17 protein-coding genes are annotated in these 17,874 nt (G+C 58.1%); 8 read left to right on the top strand and 9 right to left on the bottom strand.

Going from position 1 to position 17,874, the window contains the following annotated elements:
- Positions 1 to 4: 4 nt before the first annotated feature.
- The 8 genes from ecpD to ACJ8QF_RS02875 all read right to left on the bottom strand — a co-directional run bounded on the left by ecpD (position 5) and on the right by ACJ8QF_RS02875 (position 10,213).
- Positions 5 to 1,639 carry a fimbrial adhesin EcpD gene (ecpD, locus tag ACJ8QF_RS02910; RefSeq protein ID WP_280630771.1) on the bottom strand — a complete coding sequence of 545 codons (1,635 nt, stop codon included), beginning with the start codon at positions 1,637 to 1,639 and terminating at the stop codon, positions 5 to 7.
- On the bottom strand, positions 1,629 to 4,181 hold the full coding sequence (locus ACJ8QF_RS02905; RefSeq protein WP_275095611.1) for a CS1-pili formation C-terminal domain-containing protein: 2,553 nt from the start codon (positions 4,179 to 4,181) through the stop codon (positions 1,629 to 1,631). The genes ecpD and ACJ8QF_RS02905 overlap by 11 nt, the downstream gene beginning before the upstream one ends.
- 17 nt (positions 4,182 to 4,198) lie before the next feature.
- Entirely contained in the window at positions 4,199 to 4,867 is a 669-nt protein-coding gene (locus ACJ8QF_RS02900) for a hypothetical protein (protein WP_442537243.1), read from the bottom strand.
- 78 nt (positions 4,868 to 4,945) lie between these two features.
- Positions 4,946 to 5,533, bottom strand: coding sequence for a common pilus major fimbrillin subunit EcpA (gene ecpA, locus ACJ8QF_RS02895; RefSeq protein WP_004939148.1), 588 nt, complete (start codon positions 5,531 to 5,533; stop codon positions 4,946 to 4,948).
- 427 nt (positions 5,534 to 5,960) lie between these two features.
- Positions 5,961 to 6,590: a helix-turn-helix transcriptional regulator gene (locus ACJ8QF_RS02890; RefSeq protein WP_131164484.1), complete on the bottom strand. Its 630-nt coding sequence runs from the start codon at positions 6,588 to 6,590 to the stop codon at positions 5,961 to 5,963.
- 165 nt (positions 6,591 to 6,755) lie between these two features.
- Positions 6,756 to 7,595, bottom strand: coding sequence for a winged helix-turn-helix domain-containing protein (locus tag ACJ8QF_RS02885; RefSeq protein WP_280631661.1), 840 nt, complete (start codon positions 7,593 to 7,595; stop codon positions 6,756 to 6,758).
- A 528-nt stretch (positions 7,596 to 8,123) separates the two neighbouring features.
- Positions 8,124 to 9,545 (bottom strand): heavy metal sensor histidine kinase, encoded by a 1,422-nt coding sequence (locus ACJ8QF_RS02880; protein WP_004939156.1) that lies wholly within the window; start codon positions 9,543 to 9,545, stop codon positions 8,124 to 8,126.
- Entirely contained in the window at positions 9,542 to 10,213 is a 672-nt protein-coding gene (locus ACJ8QF_RS02875) for a heavy metal response regulator transcription factor (RefSeq protein ID WP_442537242.1), read from the bottom strand. The genes ACJ8QF_RS02880 and ACJ8QF_RS02875 overlap by 4 nt, the downstream gene beginning before the upstream one ends.
- A gap of 140 nt (positions 10,214 to 10,353) precedes the next feature.
- Between ACJ8QF_RS02875 and ACJ8QF_RS02870 the strand changes: the two genes are divergently transcribed.
- From ACJ8QF_RS02870 to ACJ8QF_RS02855, 4 genes are all read left to right on the top strand, one after another.
- On the top strand, positions 10,354 to 10,980 hold the full coding sequence (locus ACJ8QF_RS02870) for a hypothetical protein (protein ID WP_275095609.1): 627 nt from the start codon (positions 10,354 to 10,356) through the stop codon (positions 10,978 to 10,980).
- Between the two features lie 13 nt (positions 10,981 to 10,993).
- Positions 10,994 to 11,599, top strand: a complete 606-nt coding sequence (locus tag ACJ8QF_RS02865) for a cytochrome b/b6 domain-containing protein (RefSeq protein WP_033633746.1) — start codon at positions 10,994 to 10,996, stop codon at positions 11,597 to 11,599.
- Positions 11,592 to 12,359 (top strand): molybdopterin-dependent oxidoreductase, encoded by a 768-nt coding sequence (locus ACJ8QF_RS02860; protein WP_004939173.1) that lies wholly within the window; start codon positions 11,592 to 11,594, stop codon positions 12,357 to 12,359. Before ACJ8QF_RS02865 ends, ACJ8QF_RS02860 begins: the two co-directional genes overlap by 8 nt.
- Before the next feature lie 122 nt (positions 12,360 to 12,481).
- Entirely contained in the window at positions 12,482 to 13,057 is a 576-nt protein-coding gene (locus ACJ8QF_RS02855) for a hypothetical protein (RefSeq protein WP_442537241.1), read from the top strand.
- 101 nt (positions 13,058 to 13,158) lie between these two features.
- Here ACJ8QF_RS02855 and ygbI read toward each other — a convergent pair whose 3' ends face one another.
- Positions 13,159 to 13,929, bottom strand: a complete 771-nt coding sequence (gene ygbI, locus ACJ8QF_RS02850; RefSeq protein WP_049187309.1) for a DNA-binding transcriptional repressor YgbI — start codon at positions 13,927 to 13,929, stop codon at positions 13,159 to 13,161.
- A gap of 283 nt (positions 13,930 to 14,212) precedes the next feature.
- On the opposite strand from ygbI, the gene ltnD reads away from it, so the two are divergent.
- Genes ltnD through otnI form a run of 4 tightly spaced genes read left to right on the top strand, consistent with a single transcriptional unit; the run spans position 14,213 to position 17,795 of the window.
- On the top strand, positions 14,213 to 15,127 hold the full coding sequence (gene ltnD / locus ACJ8QF_RS02845; RefSeq protein ID WP_154870596.1) for an L-threonate dehydrogenase: 915 nt from the start codon (positions 14,213 to 14,215) through the stop codon (positions 15,125 to 15,127).
- A complete protein-coding gene (gene otnK / locus ACJ8QF_RS02840; RefSeq protein ID WP_154870595.1) occupies positions 15,127 to 16,386 on the top strand; it encodes a 3-oxo-tetronate kinase in 1,260 nt (419 codons plus the stop codon). The genes ltnD and otnK overlap by 1 nt, the downstream gene beginning before the upstream one ends.
- Positions 16,383 to 17,015: a 3-oxo-tetronate 4-phosphate decarboxylase gene (gene otnC / locus ACJ8QF_RS02835; RefSeq protein ID WP_410003307.1), complete on the top strand. Its 633-nt coding sequence runs from the start codon at positions 16,383 to 16,385 to the stop codon at positions 17,013 to 17,015. The genes otnK and otnC overlap by 4 nt, the downstream gene beginning before the upstream one ends.
- 3 nt (positions 17,016 to 17,018) lie before the next feature.
- Positions 17,019 to 17,795 (top strand): 2-oxo-tetronate isomerase, encoded by a 777-nt coding sequence (otnI, locus tag ACJ8QF_RS02830; protein ID WP_004939193.1) that lies wholly within the window; start codon positions 17,019 to 17,021, stop codon positions 17,793 to 17,795.
- The last annotated feature ends 79 nt before the right edge of the window (positions 17,796 to 17,874 follow it).

The raw sequence follows: 17,874 nt of genomic DNA, 5'->3' as shown, positions 1-17,874 counted from the left end.
GCCCTCAATTGATGTTGCGCCAGGTGGCTTCGACATGAATTTCACCGGCGGCGCTGACGTCGCCATACCAACCGTTGCCGTCGACGGTTCTCAGCGAGATCGGATTGTTCATCGGAATGCTAAAGGTCACGCGGGTCTTGTTCAGCACACCCACTTCACCGGAGATATCATTCCACGGCGTGCTGCTCCAGAGCGCATTGGTCATGTCGTGCCACTGGCCATCGCAGCCGGCGGCGAAGCTCTGCTGGCCGTTGGTGCTGGTGGTGATGCCGAGGGTGGCGGGGAACGGCACCTGGGTACTGTTATCCGCCGAAGAAAAGAGGCAATAGTTCACCCCGTTGATCGCCTGAGTCGGCCCGGTCGCCATCACCCTCACCTGATCGGCGGCGGTTTTGCCGCTGGTGGTCACGAAGTAGCCGAACTCCAGCGCCGGCTCCGCCGGGCCGACATAACCTTCACGGTGTGGGCTGTTGTCGTAATCATCGGAAATAATGCTGATGCTGAAATCGCGCGGCTTGATAATCAGCTGGTTTGAAGTGGAAAACTCATACCATCCCGACTCCGGCGAGGTGGTGTTCTGAAAACGGAAATTGATCAGATCACGAGTGCCGCTGTCGGAAATCCCCAGCGCGACCATCTGTTTGAAGAAGTTACTGGAGAAGAACACATAGACGGCGTTGCTGCTCTTCAGCTCGTTAAACGTATAGTAGCTGCCGGTGCCCGACGTGTTTTTCCAGGTGTTGCCGTTCAGACTGAACTGCAGATCGGCGGCGTTCACCGCTGAGGACAGCGCCGCATGGTTAATCGCAGGGAAAATATGAATCGAGGTATTGCTCACGCTGCCGTCTGTCTGCAAATCGTAGCTGACCATCTTGCACATGATGCCTGAGCGGGCGCCGATGGTCTGGTTCTTGCAATCGGCATTGCCCTCGCCGATGATCGGCACCCCATCGCTGTTGACGAACACCTCCGATACGGCATTGGTATTGATAAAGCGCAGGTGGGCCGCCTTGCTGTGCGTGACGGTGCGCTTGTACCAGCTGCCGCTGGCCTGATCCCGACAGCGGCCGCCGGCCGCGGCGTCGTAAGCCACCGACGTTTGGCAGCCGTTGATCTGCATGCTGAAAGCTTCACCCGCCGCCATCTGCTTCAGATACTGATAGAAGCTCGGCGACATCATGCCGTGCATCCATTTTGCGCCGCCGGGCGTGACCACGGCGCCGTAAAATCCCTTTTCGTCGGTGGTCTGCGGCAGAATCAAGCTGGTATCCATATTGCAACCGGCATACCAGTTGATGCAGCGCAGGCCGAGGAACGGATTCTTTATCGGCGCATTTTCCAGCCACATGTCATAGCGCCAGTTGGCATTCAGCCCCGTGTTGTAACCATTATCCACGTATCCCAAGCTCTGCTGATAGACAGTGCCGGAACCGCCGTATTTCAGCCCGGTCCACTTATTGGCGCCGGTCATGCGCGGATCCAGCCCGCCGGCCGGCGTGACGAAAAAGTTGTCGTCGGCGTTGTTCTCCACGAAGACAAATTTCATGACCGCCGCATCCGGCCAGCTGGTCTGGCTGACCGCCGCCTGCAGCGCGGGGGCGACCAGCGCCAACAACAACAGCGCAACGTTAGCTCTCATGGTCAGACTCCCCGGATGACATATTGCCTGCATAGGTTTTCAGCCCGGTGCAGATCACGTCGCCGACCCACACGGCGCCTTGCGCCTTGCTGAGATCCAAATCCACTTCGCATGTCTGATTGCCGCCGTGGGTAAAATCGATAACCGGGAATTTCTTGTCGACGTCCATGATAAATTCGCCTTTCTCATCGGTGCGGGTGCGGCCGATATGGTTCTTGATATAGGCGTTGGCCAGCAGCGTGCCGTCCTCCGCTTTGATGCGGCCAAACACCGTCACCATCTGTTTTATCTCCGGCGAGATCACCGCCACGTTGCCCGGATACAGGGTGAGCTTGCTCTTGCGCCTGGTGACGATGTCAAAGCTCTCCGCCGAGTTTTTGTTGTTCATCAGCTCTACGTCGTACTGACCGTAAGGCGACAAAGGCAGGTAATTCTTATTGCCGCTCAGCTTCACCATCCGGCCGTCAACCCGTGCGGTCAGCAGGCCGTCGTTTTCAATGCCGGTATTGAAGATAATCCCGGCGTTGCCTTCGTTGCGGCCGCTGATGGCAATATTACGCCCTTGCCAGCCCATGCTGCCGCTCGCGGTCAGGCTGCTGTTAACGTAGCCGTCGGCGGAACTGCTGACGTTGAGCGTGCCAGCCGAATACTTGGTGTCGAAGCGCGCATAGCCACCACCGTTGAAGCGGTTGTCGCCGCGAGTATCACCGGAAATCGCCCGCGACAGGTTGGCGCCCAGGGTGCGGATCGGCCCGTCCTTGATGTCCTTGCGCGCCGCCAGGTTGGCGGTGGTGTAACCGTTTTGATTGGAAACGCCGGCGCTGAGCCAGTTACCCATCGGCAGTGAAAAATCGAGCGCGATGTACTTGCCGGTATTGGCGTTGCTGCTGCCGTTGTTGTAGCGTTGCACGCCCGCCCGGACGCCCAGCGTGCCGAAGCGGCCGGTAAAGATGTTCTGGTAATAGTCGGCGTTGTAATAGTGACTGTCGTTCTTCTTATCGTCGTTGTAGCTAGCGCTCAGGGTGCCCAACGGAGACCACAGGGCCCCCAGATTAAGGCTGCCGCCAACTGCGCGGTTATAGGCGTCATTTTGCAACAGACGATCGCCAATCTGCGTTTTCTCCTGATTGATCCATACGCTGCTGAAGCCGCCGGGCAACGCGGCGCTGACGCTGTTGACCAAACTCCAGGAGCGATCGGATGCCGCCATATTTTGCAGGTTGATCTGAATCGACTCGGTCACCGGCAGGCTGACGCGGCTCTCGCCGACGGCGTTGCCGTCAAACGAATACCCCGACAGCGCCCAATTAAGCGTTTGCAGATTGCCGGTAGCCGAAGCTCCAAGCAAATAAGAGTCCTTTGCCGGGCGGTGGCGCTCCCGTTCGCCGCGCCAGTCGTCCATGCGCAGCATCCCACCCCAGAATTGCCAGGCCAGCGGCGCATTCGCCCCGCGATTGGGGCTGAACAGTTTATTCACTCGCTGCATGCGTTTATCGACCACTTTGCCGTTGACCACGACCTCCACCTCCACGTCATAGATACCGTAGGGCAAACTGCCGGTGTCCACTTCATGATTGCCCATCGTGAAGTTTTGTACGCTGAGCAGCCGCCCGTCGCGCGACAGATGCACCTCGCCGGCCGAGGGGAAAAAAACCACGATCGGCGTCAGCGATTGGGAATTATCGAATACCGTCGAGTTGGCGCGGTTGCCGTAGGACAGGCCATAAATCTTGCTCGAGTTGATGGTCGTGACCGGCCCCAGCGACTGCAGATTCCAGCTGTCCAGCATGCCGGCGGCGAAACGGCGGCCGGCGAAATCACGCTCGAACATCGCTTTGTACAGCGTGGCGTTTTCATCGCCGCTGCCGATACCGTAGATGGAACCGTTCAACTCCACGTGGTGTTCACGCAACGCCGTGACGCTGTTGAGCGATAAATAACTGGAGGTGTTGCCTTCGCTGGCGCGGGCCCGGTTATCGTAGACCCCGAGGTTATAATCCAGCGTGCTGCTTACGGCATCCACGCTGGACGCGCCGATGTCGCTGGAACGAGCGCGCAGCACCGTCCCCAACGCGGATTCTTTCACCACCAGCTGCAGGTTGAGCTGCCGGAAATCCAGCGCCAGCCAGGCGTCGTCCGCGATCCGGATATGCTGCTGCCGATCGAATGGCGCATCCTGCAAAGCCTGCAGCTGGCCGGCAATCGCCGCCGTCAGCCGGGCGCCGTCGTCGTTATCCTCCAGCGTCACCCGACGAATCTTTAGCCGGTCCTGATCCAGGTAGAGAAAGGCATGGCCGATGCGGCTGTCGTCTTTGACGCCATCGCTCTTTTCATAATGCAACAACAGCGGAATACTCATCCCCTCGCGCAACGCCAGGCTGAAAGTGTGCGGGATCAGCACGCCGTTAATCTGCGTCAAACCGGCCGCCATCGCCATACGGCCAGGCAACAGCGTCGGGAGCGCCAGCGCACCGGCGGCCAAAAGCGTTCTCAACAGCACAGCGTTCACATGCCACTCCTTGCGTGATTGTTTTGCATCCATCGTGGATAACGCGCGCATTACTTCACCGGGATAAACTGTTCGCCGTGCCACAGCGCGACGCGTCCTTTTTTATCGTTGACGTCAACCTTGCTGAAGGCGCGATCCTTCCCCGGCATCACGAAATAGTTTTCCTTGCAGTCGCTGCCGTCTTGCTTGTTCCTGCAATTGCCGTAGGCCACCACTTTGAACGTGGCGTTGCCGGTGTTTTTGATCCGTCCGTTAGCGAACTGATAGGCGAAGCGATCCTGCCGAGGCGCCACCACCAAAATGGTGCCGATGTGCGCCGACGTGGTGGCCACGGCATTACGCCAAGCGGAGTTTTGCCCCGCCTCGCTCAACGCCTGATCGAACCAAACGATGCGGTAGTAACGCTCCTGGGCATCATTCGGCCCCTTGTAGTAAAAGCGGATCACATCGCTGGCGTTGGCCGGCAAGATCAGGCTGGCGGGCGACAGCAGCATTTCATCCCGGCTGCTCATCGGGATCACCGTACCGGAGGCCAGGGGACTGGAAATGCGTTCGATCTTGATGGTCACCAGCCGGCCGCTGTCGGTGGTGTTTTTGATTTCCTTGCTCAGGCGCGCGCTGTCGCCAGGCATGAAGGTGCTGATCTCACCCACATCGAGCGCCAAAGCCGGCCGCAGCAGCATTAACATCAGGGTGACGGCGAGAGAAAAGCGTGTCATTGCGGTATTCCACTGGCGTTGATGAGCGATAAATAGCAGGAGGTCTCCCCCCTGCCAGATGCAGAATCGTTCGGGGGATTAGGAAGTCCAGGTCGCGTTGAACTCGACGCTGACGTCGCCGCTCCAGATACCTTCCGGCAGCGTGCTGAAATCCGTCACGGCGGTGGTGCCGTTTGACGTCGCGCCGATGATGCTGAAGGTGAACTGATCCTGCGCGCTGGTGCGGCCGGCCTGGTTGTAGGCATTGGACAGGGCGCTCAGATTGCCGCCCAAAATGCCGGCGGTGGTGTCGATCATGGTGGTTTCAGCCGTTTTCCCGACCACCGCTCCGTTATAGTTCACCCCGACTTCCAGCGTAGAACCGGAAGTGTCCAGCTGAGTCAGCGTATTGGAGACCAATTTTGAGGTCAGTTTGAAAGCGGTGGCCGTGGTATCGCCTTCCACGGTGACGTCAAACAGGCCTTTCTGGCTGTTGAAACCCTTAATGCCTTCTGCATAGTTGAAGGCCAGGCTGCCAATCGGCGTCACAACCAGTTTGCTGGTGGTGTCTTTCTTGGCAGTTGCAGACCAGGTTGCCAGCGCCTGAGCGGTAACGTCGGCGGCTTGAGCAGTGCTGACCGCTGCAAAGGCGGAAACGATCGCCAGAGCCAGTGTCATTTTCTTCATGGTATAACTCCCTTCAATGTTGAATATGTTTTCTTTCTTTCGTCCATTCTCAGCCAGCCGTTTGCATCACTGCGTTTAGCCAGTCTGCTTGACGCCACAAGAATATCCCCGACCGATCAAAAAAGAATCATTAACTGTTAAAGTTCAAATATTTAGATTTAAATTCCAACATTAATGTTTTAACCCCCATCAATCACATTAAAAAACGGGTTAAGCCTTTGATGAAAGCACAATCAAATTGTGGTTTAACCCCTGCAGGGCGGTTATTGTTTAACCACAAATACGCTCTGTTCGCCCTTCCCATGGCCGTGTGAAATTTCAGCGCCGGCGTTGTTCGGTGAGGGAAAAGATTGATTGGATTTACGCAGGGGGCAGCAGCCAATCCAGATCGGCCGCTGTAGAGAAAAAGGGGGCTTCTCGCCCTGTGTCAGGAAGGGTACCGGGTTCTCAGGGAAAGAATAAGCCGCATAAAGCCGGCCTGATTGAGACCCAGTTTTCGCATAATATTCAGTTTATGGGAGCTTATGGTTTTGTAACTTCTCCGGGTCACGTTGGCGATGCTTCGTGGGGATGCGCCAGCAACCATCATGGCCAAAACTCGCCATTCACTGTCAGATAATGCGGCTGCCGAATACACCAAGCCAGCGCGAATATGCGGGGAACGATAGCCGGAGAACATGCCCGCAGCCGCAATGGCGTCACTCAGGCAGTGCAATGGCTCCCCCTTTGCCACTATCGCTATGCGGGCATCTGCCGCCAACAACGCTAATATACCGGGGTGTTCTACCGCGGTGAAAATCACCAAGGGAATTTCCGGCCAAACATTTTTTGCCGTCAGAACGAACCGTAATACATCATACAAATATTCTCTCTGATGATATAACTCCATTATAAGCGCGCGAGGCTTTCCCTCTTTCAATACTCCTTCCAGCTCCCTCAAGGTGTCGATAAAATAGCTGTCACTTGATTGGGTAACGAGAAATGCTTCCATTCCTCTTCTCACTAAATAGCTGGGTTCGAAAAATAGCAGCGCATCACCGAAATCGGCTTTAACCATACATAATCACCATAATGAGGTAGAAAGCGGTAGAGAAAGGGAAATACCTCTCGTAAGCGCCACACGGCAACCCGCCAAATGAAAGTCGAACGTTCTATTTCAACACTGTAATATTTTTGTCATATCCACCATCCTTCAATCGCGTTGGGTGGCGGCTATCAATGGTCAATTAATAAACTCGGCATTGTCGCTTTCCAATCCTGAACAGATCTCCATTTTATGTTCACGCAAGATCTTGCAGCGCAGCAGGAATAAGCGGGAAATACCGGAAATGTAAGCCCTGACCTGATTGCTGCGCACCACCAGCAAAAACTCATCGCCGTTGCATTCTCCCGTTTGGTGCGCGGCGTAAGCCAGAATATCCCGATTCAGGCTGGCGTTGACCGTCGCCGAGGCATCAGGCAACGACATGAAAACCTTACAGTTACCTGACTTTCCCAGGTAGCTCTCCTGCCGGGCCCCCGAGCCGCTGAAATAGGCCGTGACAGCAATAGCCATGAGGATCCCCCCCAGAACCATCGCGCTGAACATCAGCCACCCACGGCGGGAATAACCAAGATGAGAAGAGACCCCGTCGATGACGGTGTCGGACGCCGGATTGACCGCCGCTGCGGGCGCAGATCCCGGCACAGTCGCGGCAGGCTCCGCGTCGTGAATATCTTCCGCGTCCTCATAAGACTCGATGGTAATCTCATCACGCAACATAAAGCCCACTTTAGGAACCGTAACAATGACCTCATCCTCGACGCCAAGGTTTTTAATCACCCGACGCAATTTGCTGACGCACTGATTAAGATTATTATTGCTGGACACCATGCCGTAATCGTCCCAGACCTTCTTGAATATCAGTTCACGCCCTACGGCCTCGCCATGGTGGGCAATCAACAGCAGCAACAACCGTTTGGAAGGACTGGATATGGATATGGGATCGTCAGAAAAATCTGTTGGGCTAAGGGTTCTGGTGTCTGCGTCAAAGAGAATATGGTCATTAAATCTATATTTCATTTTATTCACATGTTTTCACTATAGCGATAATTTATAGTTTGGCGTCAAATGTTAATGAAATATTAAATAAATATTTAATCAGGTAATTCGCGAAAATACCCAAGCACAGGCAAGAAAAACCACTCAATTAACGCCACGAAATACGCTTTGTCACCTCACCACCGTTTATATAGGATTTTTCTTGCAAACCATAACCAAAGGTTAACCAATCACCACATTCATTGATATATTGACGCGACAAAAACCACAAAGTTAGTTTTTTGTGTCGCAAATTATCAATTTTAAGGAAAATCATCTCAAAAAAAGACCGCAGAACTAAATTTTAATAAAAAAATAATAACACGTGAATGTTGAGCGTAATCACAGACCGCAGTCCATCCGCATTAGCCTGATGAATTAACGCGTTTGCCGCGACGCAAATGTTAAATTTTAGGTTCAGCCAAGGCGATGGGAAACAATAATGAAAGGAAAAACTTACGAATGACGCCTGTCGCGTTTTCCACAACAGGCGAAAACATTCGCGGTAGCTCATTGAACTGATGAGGGGAATATCAGGCTAAAGGTCAAGCAAGCAGAACCTCGGCCATCGGAACACTGCGCGCGCACCTCACCGCCGTGCAGCGTCATGATGGCGCGTACGATAGACAGCCCGAGGCCGCTGGCATGGCTGCCGGCGCTGCGCGCGGGATCGGCACGGTAGAAACGATCGAACAGTTTTTCCAGCTGTGCCGCCGCGATCGGCGGCCCCTGATTGATGACCTGCACCCACCAGGCATCGGCGCGCCGTTCAGCCCGCAATACGATCAGGCTGTTTTCATCGGCATAGCGCACCGCGTTGGCCACCAGATTGCTCAGCGCCCGCTGGAACAACATCGCGTCCGCCTTCAGCTCGCCTTCCCCTTCGCAGTTCAGCGCGATGCCGCGTTCTTCCGCCAGCCCTTCGAAGTAATCCGCCACCCGCCGCAGCTCGACCGCCACATCCAGACGACTGTAGTTCAGCGCGGACTGCGCCTCACCGGCGCGCGCCAGAAACAGGATGTTTTCCACCATGCGCGAAATACGCTCCAGCTCATCCATATTGTTCGACAATAGGGTTTCGTACTCCTCCACGCTGCGGGGTTGATACAGCGCCACCTGACACTGGCCCATCAACGCGCCCACCGGGGTGCGGATCTCATGGGCCAGATCGGCGGAAAACTGCGTCAGCCGCTGATAGCCTTCATTCAACCGATCGAGCATCGCATTAAACGCCCGGGTCAATTGCTGTAACTCCTTCGGCGCCCCCTGTTCACTGAGGCGCGTCGACAATGTATTGGGCGCGATTTCCGACGCCTGCGCCGCCATGCGCCATAGCGGCCGCAATCCGCGGCGCATGACCCCATAGCCCAGCAGCGCAATCAGCAGGAAAGCCACAACGACCGCCGCGACAATGCGCCACAGGTAGCGCGCCAGCATTTTCTGTTCGTTGACCATCACGTGCGCGGCGGAAATCTGCAGCAAACTGCCGTCTTCCAGGCGCACCATTGCCGACGCCGCGCGCAGCGGCACCCCCTGCGCCGTTTCCCCGCCGCGCACGGCGGCCAGCGTCTGCGCCTGTTCGGGCGGCGTCGGCGCGATCGGCGGCAGGGCCACCCTGGCCGGATTCACATTGATGAGCGGTTTTTGCCCCGGAATTTGGAAAATCAACACATCCTGTTCATTGCCCAGCATATTTTCGAACAGGCCGTTATTAGCCGTCAGGCGCGCCAAAGGAAAGCGCTGCCCCAGTAAATGGCGGAAATACTCTACGCGCCCGGTCACCTGCAGATCGCTGCGGAGCGTCATTTCCTGACGCATGGCGCCGAACAGATACCAGCCCGCCCCGCTCACCACGCAGGCGGCCACCAGCGCGAACAGCATGGCGGTGCGCAGCGTCAGCGACACCGGCCGACGTGAAGCGCGGGCGTTCACGAGCGCGGCTCGCAAACATAGCCGATGCCGCGCACGCTGTGGATCAGCTTGACGTCGAACGGCCGGTCGATTTTGGCGCGCAGGCGTTTGATCGCCACATCAACCACATTAGTGTCGCTGTCGAAATTCATGTCCCACACCTGGGAGGCGATCTGCGTGCGCGACAGCACTTCACCTTCGCGCCGTACCAGCAGATGCAGCAACATGAATTCTTTATTGGTCAACGGGATCACCAGATCCTGGCGCACCGCCCGGCGGCGCAACACGTCCAACTGCAGATCGGCGATGGCGTAATGATCGGCTTCGCGCGCCGGCCCGCGGCGCAGCAAGGTGCGCAAACGCAGCACCAGCTCGGTAAAGGAAAAGGGTTTGATAAGATAGTCGTCCGCGCCCAGCTCCAGACCGTGGATGCGATCCTGTACGCCGTCGCGGGCGGTGAGAAACAGGATCGGCACGTCGCTTTTCTTGCGCAACACCTCGATGATCTGCCAGCCGTCCAGCCCCGGCAGCATCACGTCGAGCACGATCGCATCATAATCCTGCTCCAACGCGCGAAACAGCCCATCGGTGCCGGTGCGCGCCAAATCGACGCCGTAGCCCGCTTCCCCCAGCCCTTTCTTCAGGTAATCCCCTGTGCCGATATCGTCTTCAACTACCAGTATTCGCATGCTCGCCACCTCGTTACGTCTGCAAAAATACTAGCAGCTTCGGCGGACAAACTTGATGACATTAATGTCATTAAACGGCCATGGCGCTGACCCAGTAGGTCAACCATGCTTAACCGGCAAACTCATTTCAGGAGAACGTTATGATTACCCGTCATCGTATAGCCGGTTTACTGTTATCCACCTTGCTGCTGTCCAGCGGCTTGGCCGCCGCCGCCCAACCGCCGGGCAAGGTGATTGCGCCGCTGCGCGGCACCATCAGCCAGGTTGCCGACGGCAATTTGCAGCTGACCGATCGCAAGGGCGAGACCCTCAGCGTCAAGCTGAACGATCAGACCAAAGTGCTCAGCGTCTCCAAAGCAACGCTGGACGACATCAAACCGGACAGCTTTATCGGCACCGCCGCCGTGCCGCAGCCGGACGGCACGCTCAAAGCGCTGGAGGTACACGTGTTCGCCGCCAGCCTGCGCGGCACCGGCGAAGGGCACTCTGCCTGGGAATCCGCCGACGGCAAAGTGGACACCATGACTAACGGCACCGTCGGCAAACTGGTGAAATCCAACGGCCGTACCCTGACCGTCACCTACGGCAACCAGCAGAAAACCGTTGTCGTGCCGGAAGACGTGCCGATCGTGACGCTGGATCCGGGCGATCTGAACCTGCTGAAACCGGGCGTGCACATCGTGCTGTTCTCCGCCGCCAACGAAAAGGGCGAGCGCGTCGCCACCCGCATTTCCGCCGGCAAAGACGGCACCGTGCCGCCGATGTAACCGGAGGAATGCCATGAAGACCAACGCGTCGCCGCCGGTGCATCGCTGGCCGGTTCGCATCACTCATTGGATCAACCTGTTCGCCATGGTGTGCATGTTCATGAGCGGTTGGGAAATCTACAACGCCTCGCCGCTGTTCGATTTCCGCTTTCCGCCGCAGATGACGCTGGGCGGTTGGCTGGGCGGCGCGATTGGTTGGCATTTGGCGGTGATGTGGCTATTGGCGCTCAACGCCGTCTGCTATCTGCTGTGGAGCCTGTTCAGCGGTCATTTTCGCCGCGATCTGTTGCCGCTTCGTATCGGCGCGCTGCGGCAGGATATCTGGCTGGCGTTGACGCTGCGCCTGCGCCACCGGCATGGCCACTATAACGCCATTCAGAAACTGATGTACCTCGGCGTACTGGCGCTGGGCCTATTGCTGGTGCTGTCCGGCCTGGCGATTTGGAAGCCGGTTCAGCTGCAGGGATTGGTCGCCCTGTTTGGCGGCTTCGATTTCGCGCGCTACGTGCATTTCTTCGCCATGGCCGGCATCGGTCTGTTCGTGGCGATCCACGTCTTCATGGTGATCGTCGTGCCCAAAACGCTGTGGGCGATGATAACGGGTGGCAAACATGAATGAGAAAAAACCGCGGGCAACCGCGCCAAAACTGGAACCGGACCAAAAAAAGCAGTTGGTCAATCTGCAGCGCCGCCTGATGTTGCGTTCCGGCCTGACGCTGGGCGGTATCGCCATGCTCACCGGTTGCAACCTGCAAGACGGAGATCGGGTGGATAAGGTGCTGTGGGCCATGTCGCGCTGGAACGACCGGGTGCAGGCCTGGCTGTTCAGCGGCCAGCGGCTGGCGCAAACTTATCGGCCCGATCAAATTACCCACCCTTTCCCCTTCAACGCGTTTTACCCGGAATATAACGTCCCCGAGATCGATCTCGCCGGCTATCGGCTTGAGGTCGCGGGGAAAGTGGAGAAAAAAGCGCCCTGGACGCTGGAACAGCTGCAGCGGCTGCCGCAGCAAAGCCAAATCACGCGCCTGATCTGCATTGAGGGGTGGAGCGCCATTGGCCAATGGGGCGGCGTGCCGCTGCGTACCTTTCTGCAGCATGTCGGCGCGGATCTGAATGCCGGTTATGTCGGCTTCAAATGCGCCGATCGTTACTACTCCAGCCTCGACATGGCCACCGCGCTGCACCCGCAGACCATCCTGGCGCTGGATTTCGGCGGCAAGGCGCTGCCGGCGGACTATGGCTACCCGCTGCGGCTGCGCGTGCCAACCAAGTTGGGGTTCAAAAACGCCAAACATATCGCCGCGATCTTCGTCAGCGACGTCAATCCGGGCGGCTACTGGGAAGATCAGGGCTACAACTGGTTCAGCGGCATTTAGTTTTGCGCGGCGCTGCGCATAAGCCTCATCGGCGGCTGGAGGAGCCTCTCCGTCGCGGTTAATAATCTGTTCGTCACAAAGGGGATAACTATAGGAAAAATAATAGTAAAAAGGATTTTATCATGGAGATTGATGTGAGGGAGATCAATGCACGACCTGTCACGGAGTATAGGTACCGAATAACGGTTTATAAAAAAGCCAGCAGCGTGGCTGCGTATTACCTTGATTTTAAAAAAGCGACGTTAAGGATGCGTCAATGGCTTATTGGGGCTTATCCTGCCTCGGAAGTATTGGACCATGCTTACGTCATGGAACTGTACGATGTAAGAGCATTGGAAAACCGCGCCGAAGTAACCAGATCCTTATTTGATACCTATACCAGGATGGCATACACCCGATGTGAACGAGAACAACTCTTCATTAATGGCATCGGCCTGGCGATCGTCACTTTTGTGGCGCAATACCAAGCGAGATTGGTTTTCAGTGTACCGCTCAGGCCAGCGCTAGCCAGAATTTATGACTCGCTCTTGAAAAAACACGCGCATCACGTACATTATTTGTACAACCAAGCGCTTATTGAGGACGGATTATATGTCATCGAAATCCCGCCTGTTAACGGCAGAATCCCACCCAAACCCTATGAGCATAAAGGAACGGCATCAAAAAGAGATGCAAGCCTTCCACGAAGAATGGGCTGAACAAAGGCGCCGCGAATGGCGTGAACGCGGCGGCGTTGAAGCCAGTGAAGCGCCCGCACGTGGCATCGATACCGAACTTTCATCCTGATTCCGCTTCGTTCTTATTCCTCTTCTCCCGCCGTCAGCAAAGCAATCCCCGCTTGCTCAATGGCCTCCCGCGCGGCGGCGGGCAACCCCTCGTCGGTAATGACGGCGTCAAAGGCGGCGATCGGCAGCGCCAGGTAGGTCGCGACCTTGCCGTATTTGGACGTATCGCTGAGCAGAATGCGGCGGCGGCTGGCCTCGACGATGGCCTTCTTCACCATCACCTTGTCTTCGTTCGGCGTCGACAGGCCGCGCATGCTCCACGAAGAGGCGGAGATGAACGCCAGATCGATAAACAGACCGCGCAGCGCCTGCGCCGCCGCTTCGCCGACGCAGGAGCGGTTTTCCCGGCACACGGTGCCGCCGGTGTGGATGATTCGGCACTGGCTGTGTTCGATCAGGAAGCCGGCGATGACAAAGTCGTTGGTCACCACCGTCAAATCGTCACGTTCACCGATCTGTTTCGCCAGCGCCAGCGTGGTGGTGCCGGCATCCAGATAGATACAGCTGTTGGCGGGAATTTGCCGCGCCGCCAGCCGGCCAATGGCGAGTTTCTGCCGGCCGAACATCCCCTCTTTGGCCTGGTGCGAAGGTTCGCTCGCCACCCGCTCGGGCGCCTGCACGCCGCCCGAGACCGACTGCACCGCGCCCTGTTCCTCCAGTTTTTGCAAATCACGGCGGATTGTCATGTGCGACACCCCCAGCCGTTCGGTCAGCTCGGCAATGCTGACGACGCCGCGTTCGGATACCAGCGCAAGAATTTGTTGATGGCGTTCTACAGGTATCACGGTTCCCTCTCGTTGCTGCGGTGATAATAATTGTGATTTTACGTCAATTTTCGTTCGCCGGTAGCCCTAATTTTTCGCAGCGTGACGGCGCACGCAGTTAGGCTAGGTAAACATAAACTTATTTAAAAACATGACAGTAATGTTGATTCAGGCCAGAAATCAGACGAAAAATCCGTTTCACATATTGTTAATTATTGTGATATCGATCGCGGATAAACCGTCGCCAAGCGCTTACATTTAACACAACAAAACAAATTATCACTAAAATTAACAGGAGTGCAGTATGACACACCCAGGGAATTATGCCGTCTGCATCATCGGACTGGGCGCGATGGGCATGGGCGCGGCGCGTTCGTGCCTTCGCGCCGGATTGACCACCTACGGGGCGGACCTGAATCCGCAGGCGCTGGCGACGCTGCAACAGGCCGGCGCGCAACAAGCGTCTACCAGCGCGTGCGACTTCGCGGCCGAGTTGGACGCCGTGCTGCTGCTGGTGGTGAACGCCGCCCAAGTGAAGCAGATCTTGTTCGGCGAACAAGGCCTGGCGCCAAAGCTCAAGCCAGGCACTGCGGTGATGGTCTCTTCGACCATTTCCGCCGATGACGCCAAACAGATCGAGCAACGGCTGCTGGACTACGGGCTACCAATGTTGGACGCGCCGGTTTCCGGCGGAGCGGCCAAGGCGGAGGAAGGCCAGATGACGGTGATGGCCGCCGGCGCCGACGCTACCTTCGAGCGTCTGCAACCCGTGCTGAACGCCATCGCCGGCAAGGTTTACCGCATCGGCGAGACCATCGGTCTGGGCGCGACGGTAAAAATCATCCACCAGCTGTTGGCCGGCGTGCACATCGCCGCCGGAGCCGAAGCCATGGCGCTGGCCGCCCGCGCCGGCATCCCGCTGGACGTGATGTACGACGTGGTCACCCACGCCGCCGGCAACTCCTGGATGTTCGAAAATCGCATGCGCCACGTGGTCGACGGCGACTATACGCCCAAATCGGCGGTGGATATCTTCGTCAAGGATCTCGGGCTGGTGGCGGATACCGCCAGGGCGCTGCACTTCCCGCTGCCGCTGGCCTCCACCGCTTTCACCATGTTTACCGCCGCCAGCAACGCCGGCTACGGTAAAGAAGACGACAGTGCGGTGATCAAAATCTTTGCCGGCATCGATCTGCCGCAGAAAAAGGAGACGCTCTGATGCTGCTTGGCGTAATCGCGGATGACTTTACCGGCGCGACCGATATCGCCAGTTTTCTGGTGCAAAACGGCCTGCCGACGGTGCAGCTGAACGGCGTGCCGCAGGACGAAACGCAGGTAAACGCACAGGCGGCGGTCATCAGCCTGAAATCGCGTTCCTGCCCGGCAGAACAGGCGGTCGAACTGTCGTTGCAGGCGCTGGCCTGGTTGCAAAAACAGGGCTGCCGCCAGTTCTACTTCAAATACTGCTCCACTTTCGACAGCACCGCACAGGGCAATATCGGCCCGGTGACCGACGCCCTGCTCACCGCGCTGGGGGAAAATTTCACGGTTGTCTCACCGGCGTTGCCGGTAAACGGCCGCACGGTCTATCAGGGCCACCTGTTCGTCGGGGAACAGCTGTTGTCTGAATCCGGCATGCGTCATCACCCGGTCACGCCGATGACCGACAGCAACCTGCTGCGCCTGATGGAATCCCAGGCCGCCGGGCGCTGCGGGCTGGTGACGGCGGCGGAAATGGATCGCGGCGCCGAGGCGGTCAGCGAGAAGCTGCGCCAACTGGCGCAGGAAGGCGTGCGCTACGCGGTGCTGGATACGCTCAACGAGCGGCATCTGCTCATCCAGGGTGAAGCGTTGAAAACGATGAAGCTGGTGACCGGCGGTTCGGGCCTGGCGATCGGCCTGGCGCGGCAATGGGCGCAAAGCGGCGATCGTGCGGCAGAGGCAGCCGGCGCGCCGCAGGGGGAAAAGGCAGCAGTGCTGTCGGGCTCGTGTTCTGTGATGACTAACCGGCAGGTGGCGCACTACCGCGAGCGCGCTTCGGCGCAGGCCATCGATATCGGCCGTTGCCTCGAACCACAGGCACGCGCCGCCTACGCCGCCGAGTTGGCGCACTGGGCGCAGCATCACGCCGGGGAGGCGCTTGCCCCGCTGATCTACGCCACTGCGCCGCCGGAAACGCTGCAGCAAACGCAACGGCAGCACGGCGCCGCCGCCAGTGAAGCGGTGGAAGCGCTGTTCGCCGAATTGGTGGTGCAACTGCACCGGTTGGGATTCAGCCGCTTTATCGTCGCCGGCGGCGAAACCTCCGGCGTGGTCACGCAGGCGCTGGGCATTCGCGGCTTCCATATTGGCCCCGGTATTTCTCCCGGCGTTCCCTGGGTGCGCGCCAGCGATCGGGCGATTTCCCTGGCGCTGAAATCGGGCAATTTTGGCGATGAAGCCTTCTTCTCACGCGCGCAAACGGAGTTCCCGGTATGACCATGACGATTGAACAGCAGGCGCGCGAAGAGATGGTGCGTCTCGGCGCCTCGTTTTTCCAACGCGGCTACGCCACCGGTTCCGCCGGCAACCTCTCGCTGTTGCTGCCGGACGGCGCGCTGCTGGCGACGCCGACCGGCTCTTGCCTGGGCGAGCTGCAGGCCGATCGCCTGTCTAAAGTGAGCCTGAACGGCGATTGGCTGTCCGGCGACAAGCCGTCGAAAGAGATCAGCTTTCACCGAGCGCTGTATCTGAACAATCCGGAATGCAAAGCGGTGGTGCACCTGCATTGCACCTACCTCACGGCGCTCTCTTGCCTGCAAGGGCTGGACGTCGACAACGCCATCAAACCGTTCACCCCCTATGTGGTGATGCGCGTCGGCAAGGTGCCGGTGGTGCCCTACTATCGCCCTGGCGACGAAAGGCTGGCGCAGGATCTGGCGCGCCTGGCGCCGGCCCACCGCGCCTTTTTACTGGCCAACCACGGGCCGGTGGTGACCGGTAAAGACCTGCGAGCGGCGGCGGACAATACCGAAGAGATGGAAGATGCGGCGCGGCTGATCTTCACCCTCGGCGATCGTCCTATCCGCTATTTGACCGATGATGAAATTGCCGAATTACGGAGCTGACCCATGCCTAAATTTGCCGCCAATTTATCGATGATGTTTAACGAAGTGCCGTTCCTAGAGCGCTTCGCTGCCGCTGCCGAACAAGGCTTCAGCGCGGTGGAATTCCTGTTCCCTTACGAGCATCCCGCCGAGCTGTTGGCCGAAAAGCTGCGCGAACACGGCCTGCAACAGGTGCTGTTCAATACCGCGCCCGGCGATGTCGCCGCCGGCGAATGGGGGCTGGCAGCGCTGCCGGGCCGCGAGCAAGATGCGCGCGCTGATATCGATCGCGCGCTGGCCTACGCCATCGCCCTTTCCTGTCCCTGCGTGCACCTGATGGCCGGCGTGGTGCCCGCGGGCGCGGATCGGCAACGTTATCTCGACACCTTTATCGCCAATGCGCGCTATGCCGCCGACGCCTTCGCCCCGCACGGCGTCAAGGTGCTGATCGAAGCGCTCAGCCCACCGGTCAAGCCCGACTACCTGTTCGCCAGTCAACATCAGGCGGCGGAGGTGGTGACGGCGATCGAGAGACCGAACGTGTTCATTCAGTTCGACTTTTTCCACGCGCAGTTAGTGGACGGCAATATCAGCGGGCTGCTGGAGACGCTGGCCGGGCGCTACGCGCATATCCAGATAGCCTCAGTGCCGGATCGTCACGAACCGGACGAGGGTGAACTGAATTACCCGTGGCTGTTCGACAGGCTGGATGCGCTCGGCTATCAGGGCTGGATCGGTTGCGAATACCGGCCGCGCGGCGACACCGCCGCCGGGCTCGGCTGGCTGAAGCCTTACCGCTAACGTCGCACGCCGACACCAGGAAAACGATTTTATAACAATGAAACGCACCCGTATCGCCACGCGGCGATCGCGGTGCCCA

Source organism: Serratia sp. CY81684, from assembly GCF_052166595.1.
Classification (GTDB): Bacteria; Pseudomonadota; Gammaproteobacteria; order Enterobacterales; family Enterobacteriaceae; genus Serratia; species Serratia nematodiphila.
Note: the sequence above shows the minus strand (reverse complement) of the source record. Positions and strands in the feature narration are given on the sequence as shown.

What these genes read in the sequence shown, in the direction of transcription:
- ecpD (WP_280630771.1), bottom strand. Translation starts at nt 1,639, where the DNA reads ATGAGAGCTAACGTTGCGCTGTTGTTGTTGGCGCTGGTCGCCCCCGCG.
- ACJ8QF_RS02905 (WP_275095611.1), bottom strand. Translation starts at nt 4,181, where the DNA reads ATGGATGCAAAACAATCACGCAAGGAGTGGCATGTGAACGCTGTGCTG.
- ACJ8QF_RS02900 (WP_442537243.1), bottom strand. Translation starts at nt 4,867, where the DNA reads ATGACACGCTTTTCTCTCGCCGTCACCCTGATGTTAATGCTGCTGCGG.
- ecpA (WP_004939148.1), bottom strand. Translation starts at nt 5,533, where the DNA reads ATGAAGAAAATGACACTGGCTCTGGCGATCGTTTCCGCCTTTGCAGCG.
- ACJ8QF_RS02890 (WP_131164484.1), bottom strand. Translation starts at nt 6,590, where the DNA reads ATGGTTAAAGCCGATTTCGGTGATGCGCTGCTATTTTTCGAACCCAGC.
- ACJ8QF_RS02885 (WP_280631661.1), bottom strand. Translation starts at nt 7,595, where the DNA reads ATGAAATATAGATTTAATGACCATATTCTCTTTGACGCAGACACCAGA.
- ACJ8QF_RS02875 (WP_442537242.1), bottom strand. Translation starts at nt 10,213, where the DNA reads ATGCGAATACTGGTAGTTGAAGACGATATCGGCACAGGGGATTACCTG.
- ACJ8QF_RS02870 (WP_275095609.1), top strand. Translation starts at nt 10,354, where the DNA reads ATGATTACCCGTCATCGTATAGCCGGTTTACTGTTATCCACCTTGCTG.
- ACJ8QF_RS02865 (WP_033633746.1), top strand. Translation starts at nt 10,994, where the DNA reads ATGAAGACCAACGCGTCGCCGCCGGTGCATCGCTGGCCGGTTCGCATC.
- ACJ8QF_RS02860 (WP_004939173.1), top strand. Translation starts at nt 11,592, where the DNA reads ATGAATGAGAAAAAACCGCGGGCAACCGCGCCAAAACTGGAACCGGAC.
- ACJ8QF_RS02855 (WP_442537241.1), top strand. Translation starts at nt 12,482, where the DNA reads ATGGAGATTGATGTGAGGGAGATCAATGCACGACCTGTCACGGAGTAT.
- ltnD (WP_154870596.1), top strand. Translation starts at nt 14,213, where the DNA reads ATGACACACCCAGGGAATTATGCCGTCTGCATCATCGGACTGGGCGCG.
- otnK (WP_154870595.1), top strand. Translation starts at nt 15,127, where the DNA reads ATGCTGCTTGGCGTAATCGCGGATGACTTTACCGGCGCGACCGATATC.
- otnC (WP_410003307.1), top strand. Translation starts at nt 16,383, where the DNA reads ATGACCATGACGATTGAACAGCAGGCGCGCGAAGAGATGGTGCGTCTC.
- otnI (WP_004939193.1), top strand. Translation starts at nt 17,019, where the DNA reads ATGCCTAAATTTGCCGCCAATTTATCGATGATGTTTAACGAAGTGCCG.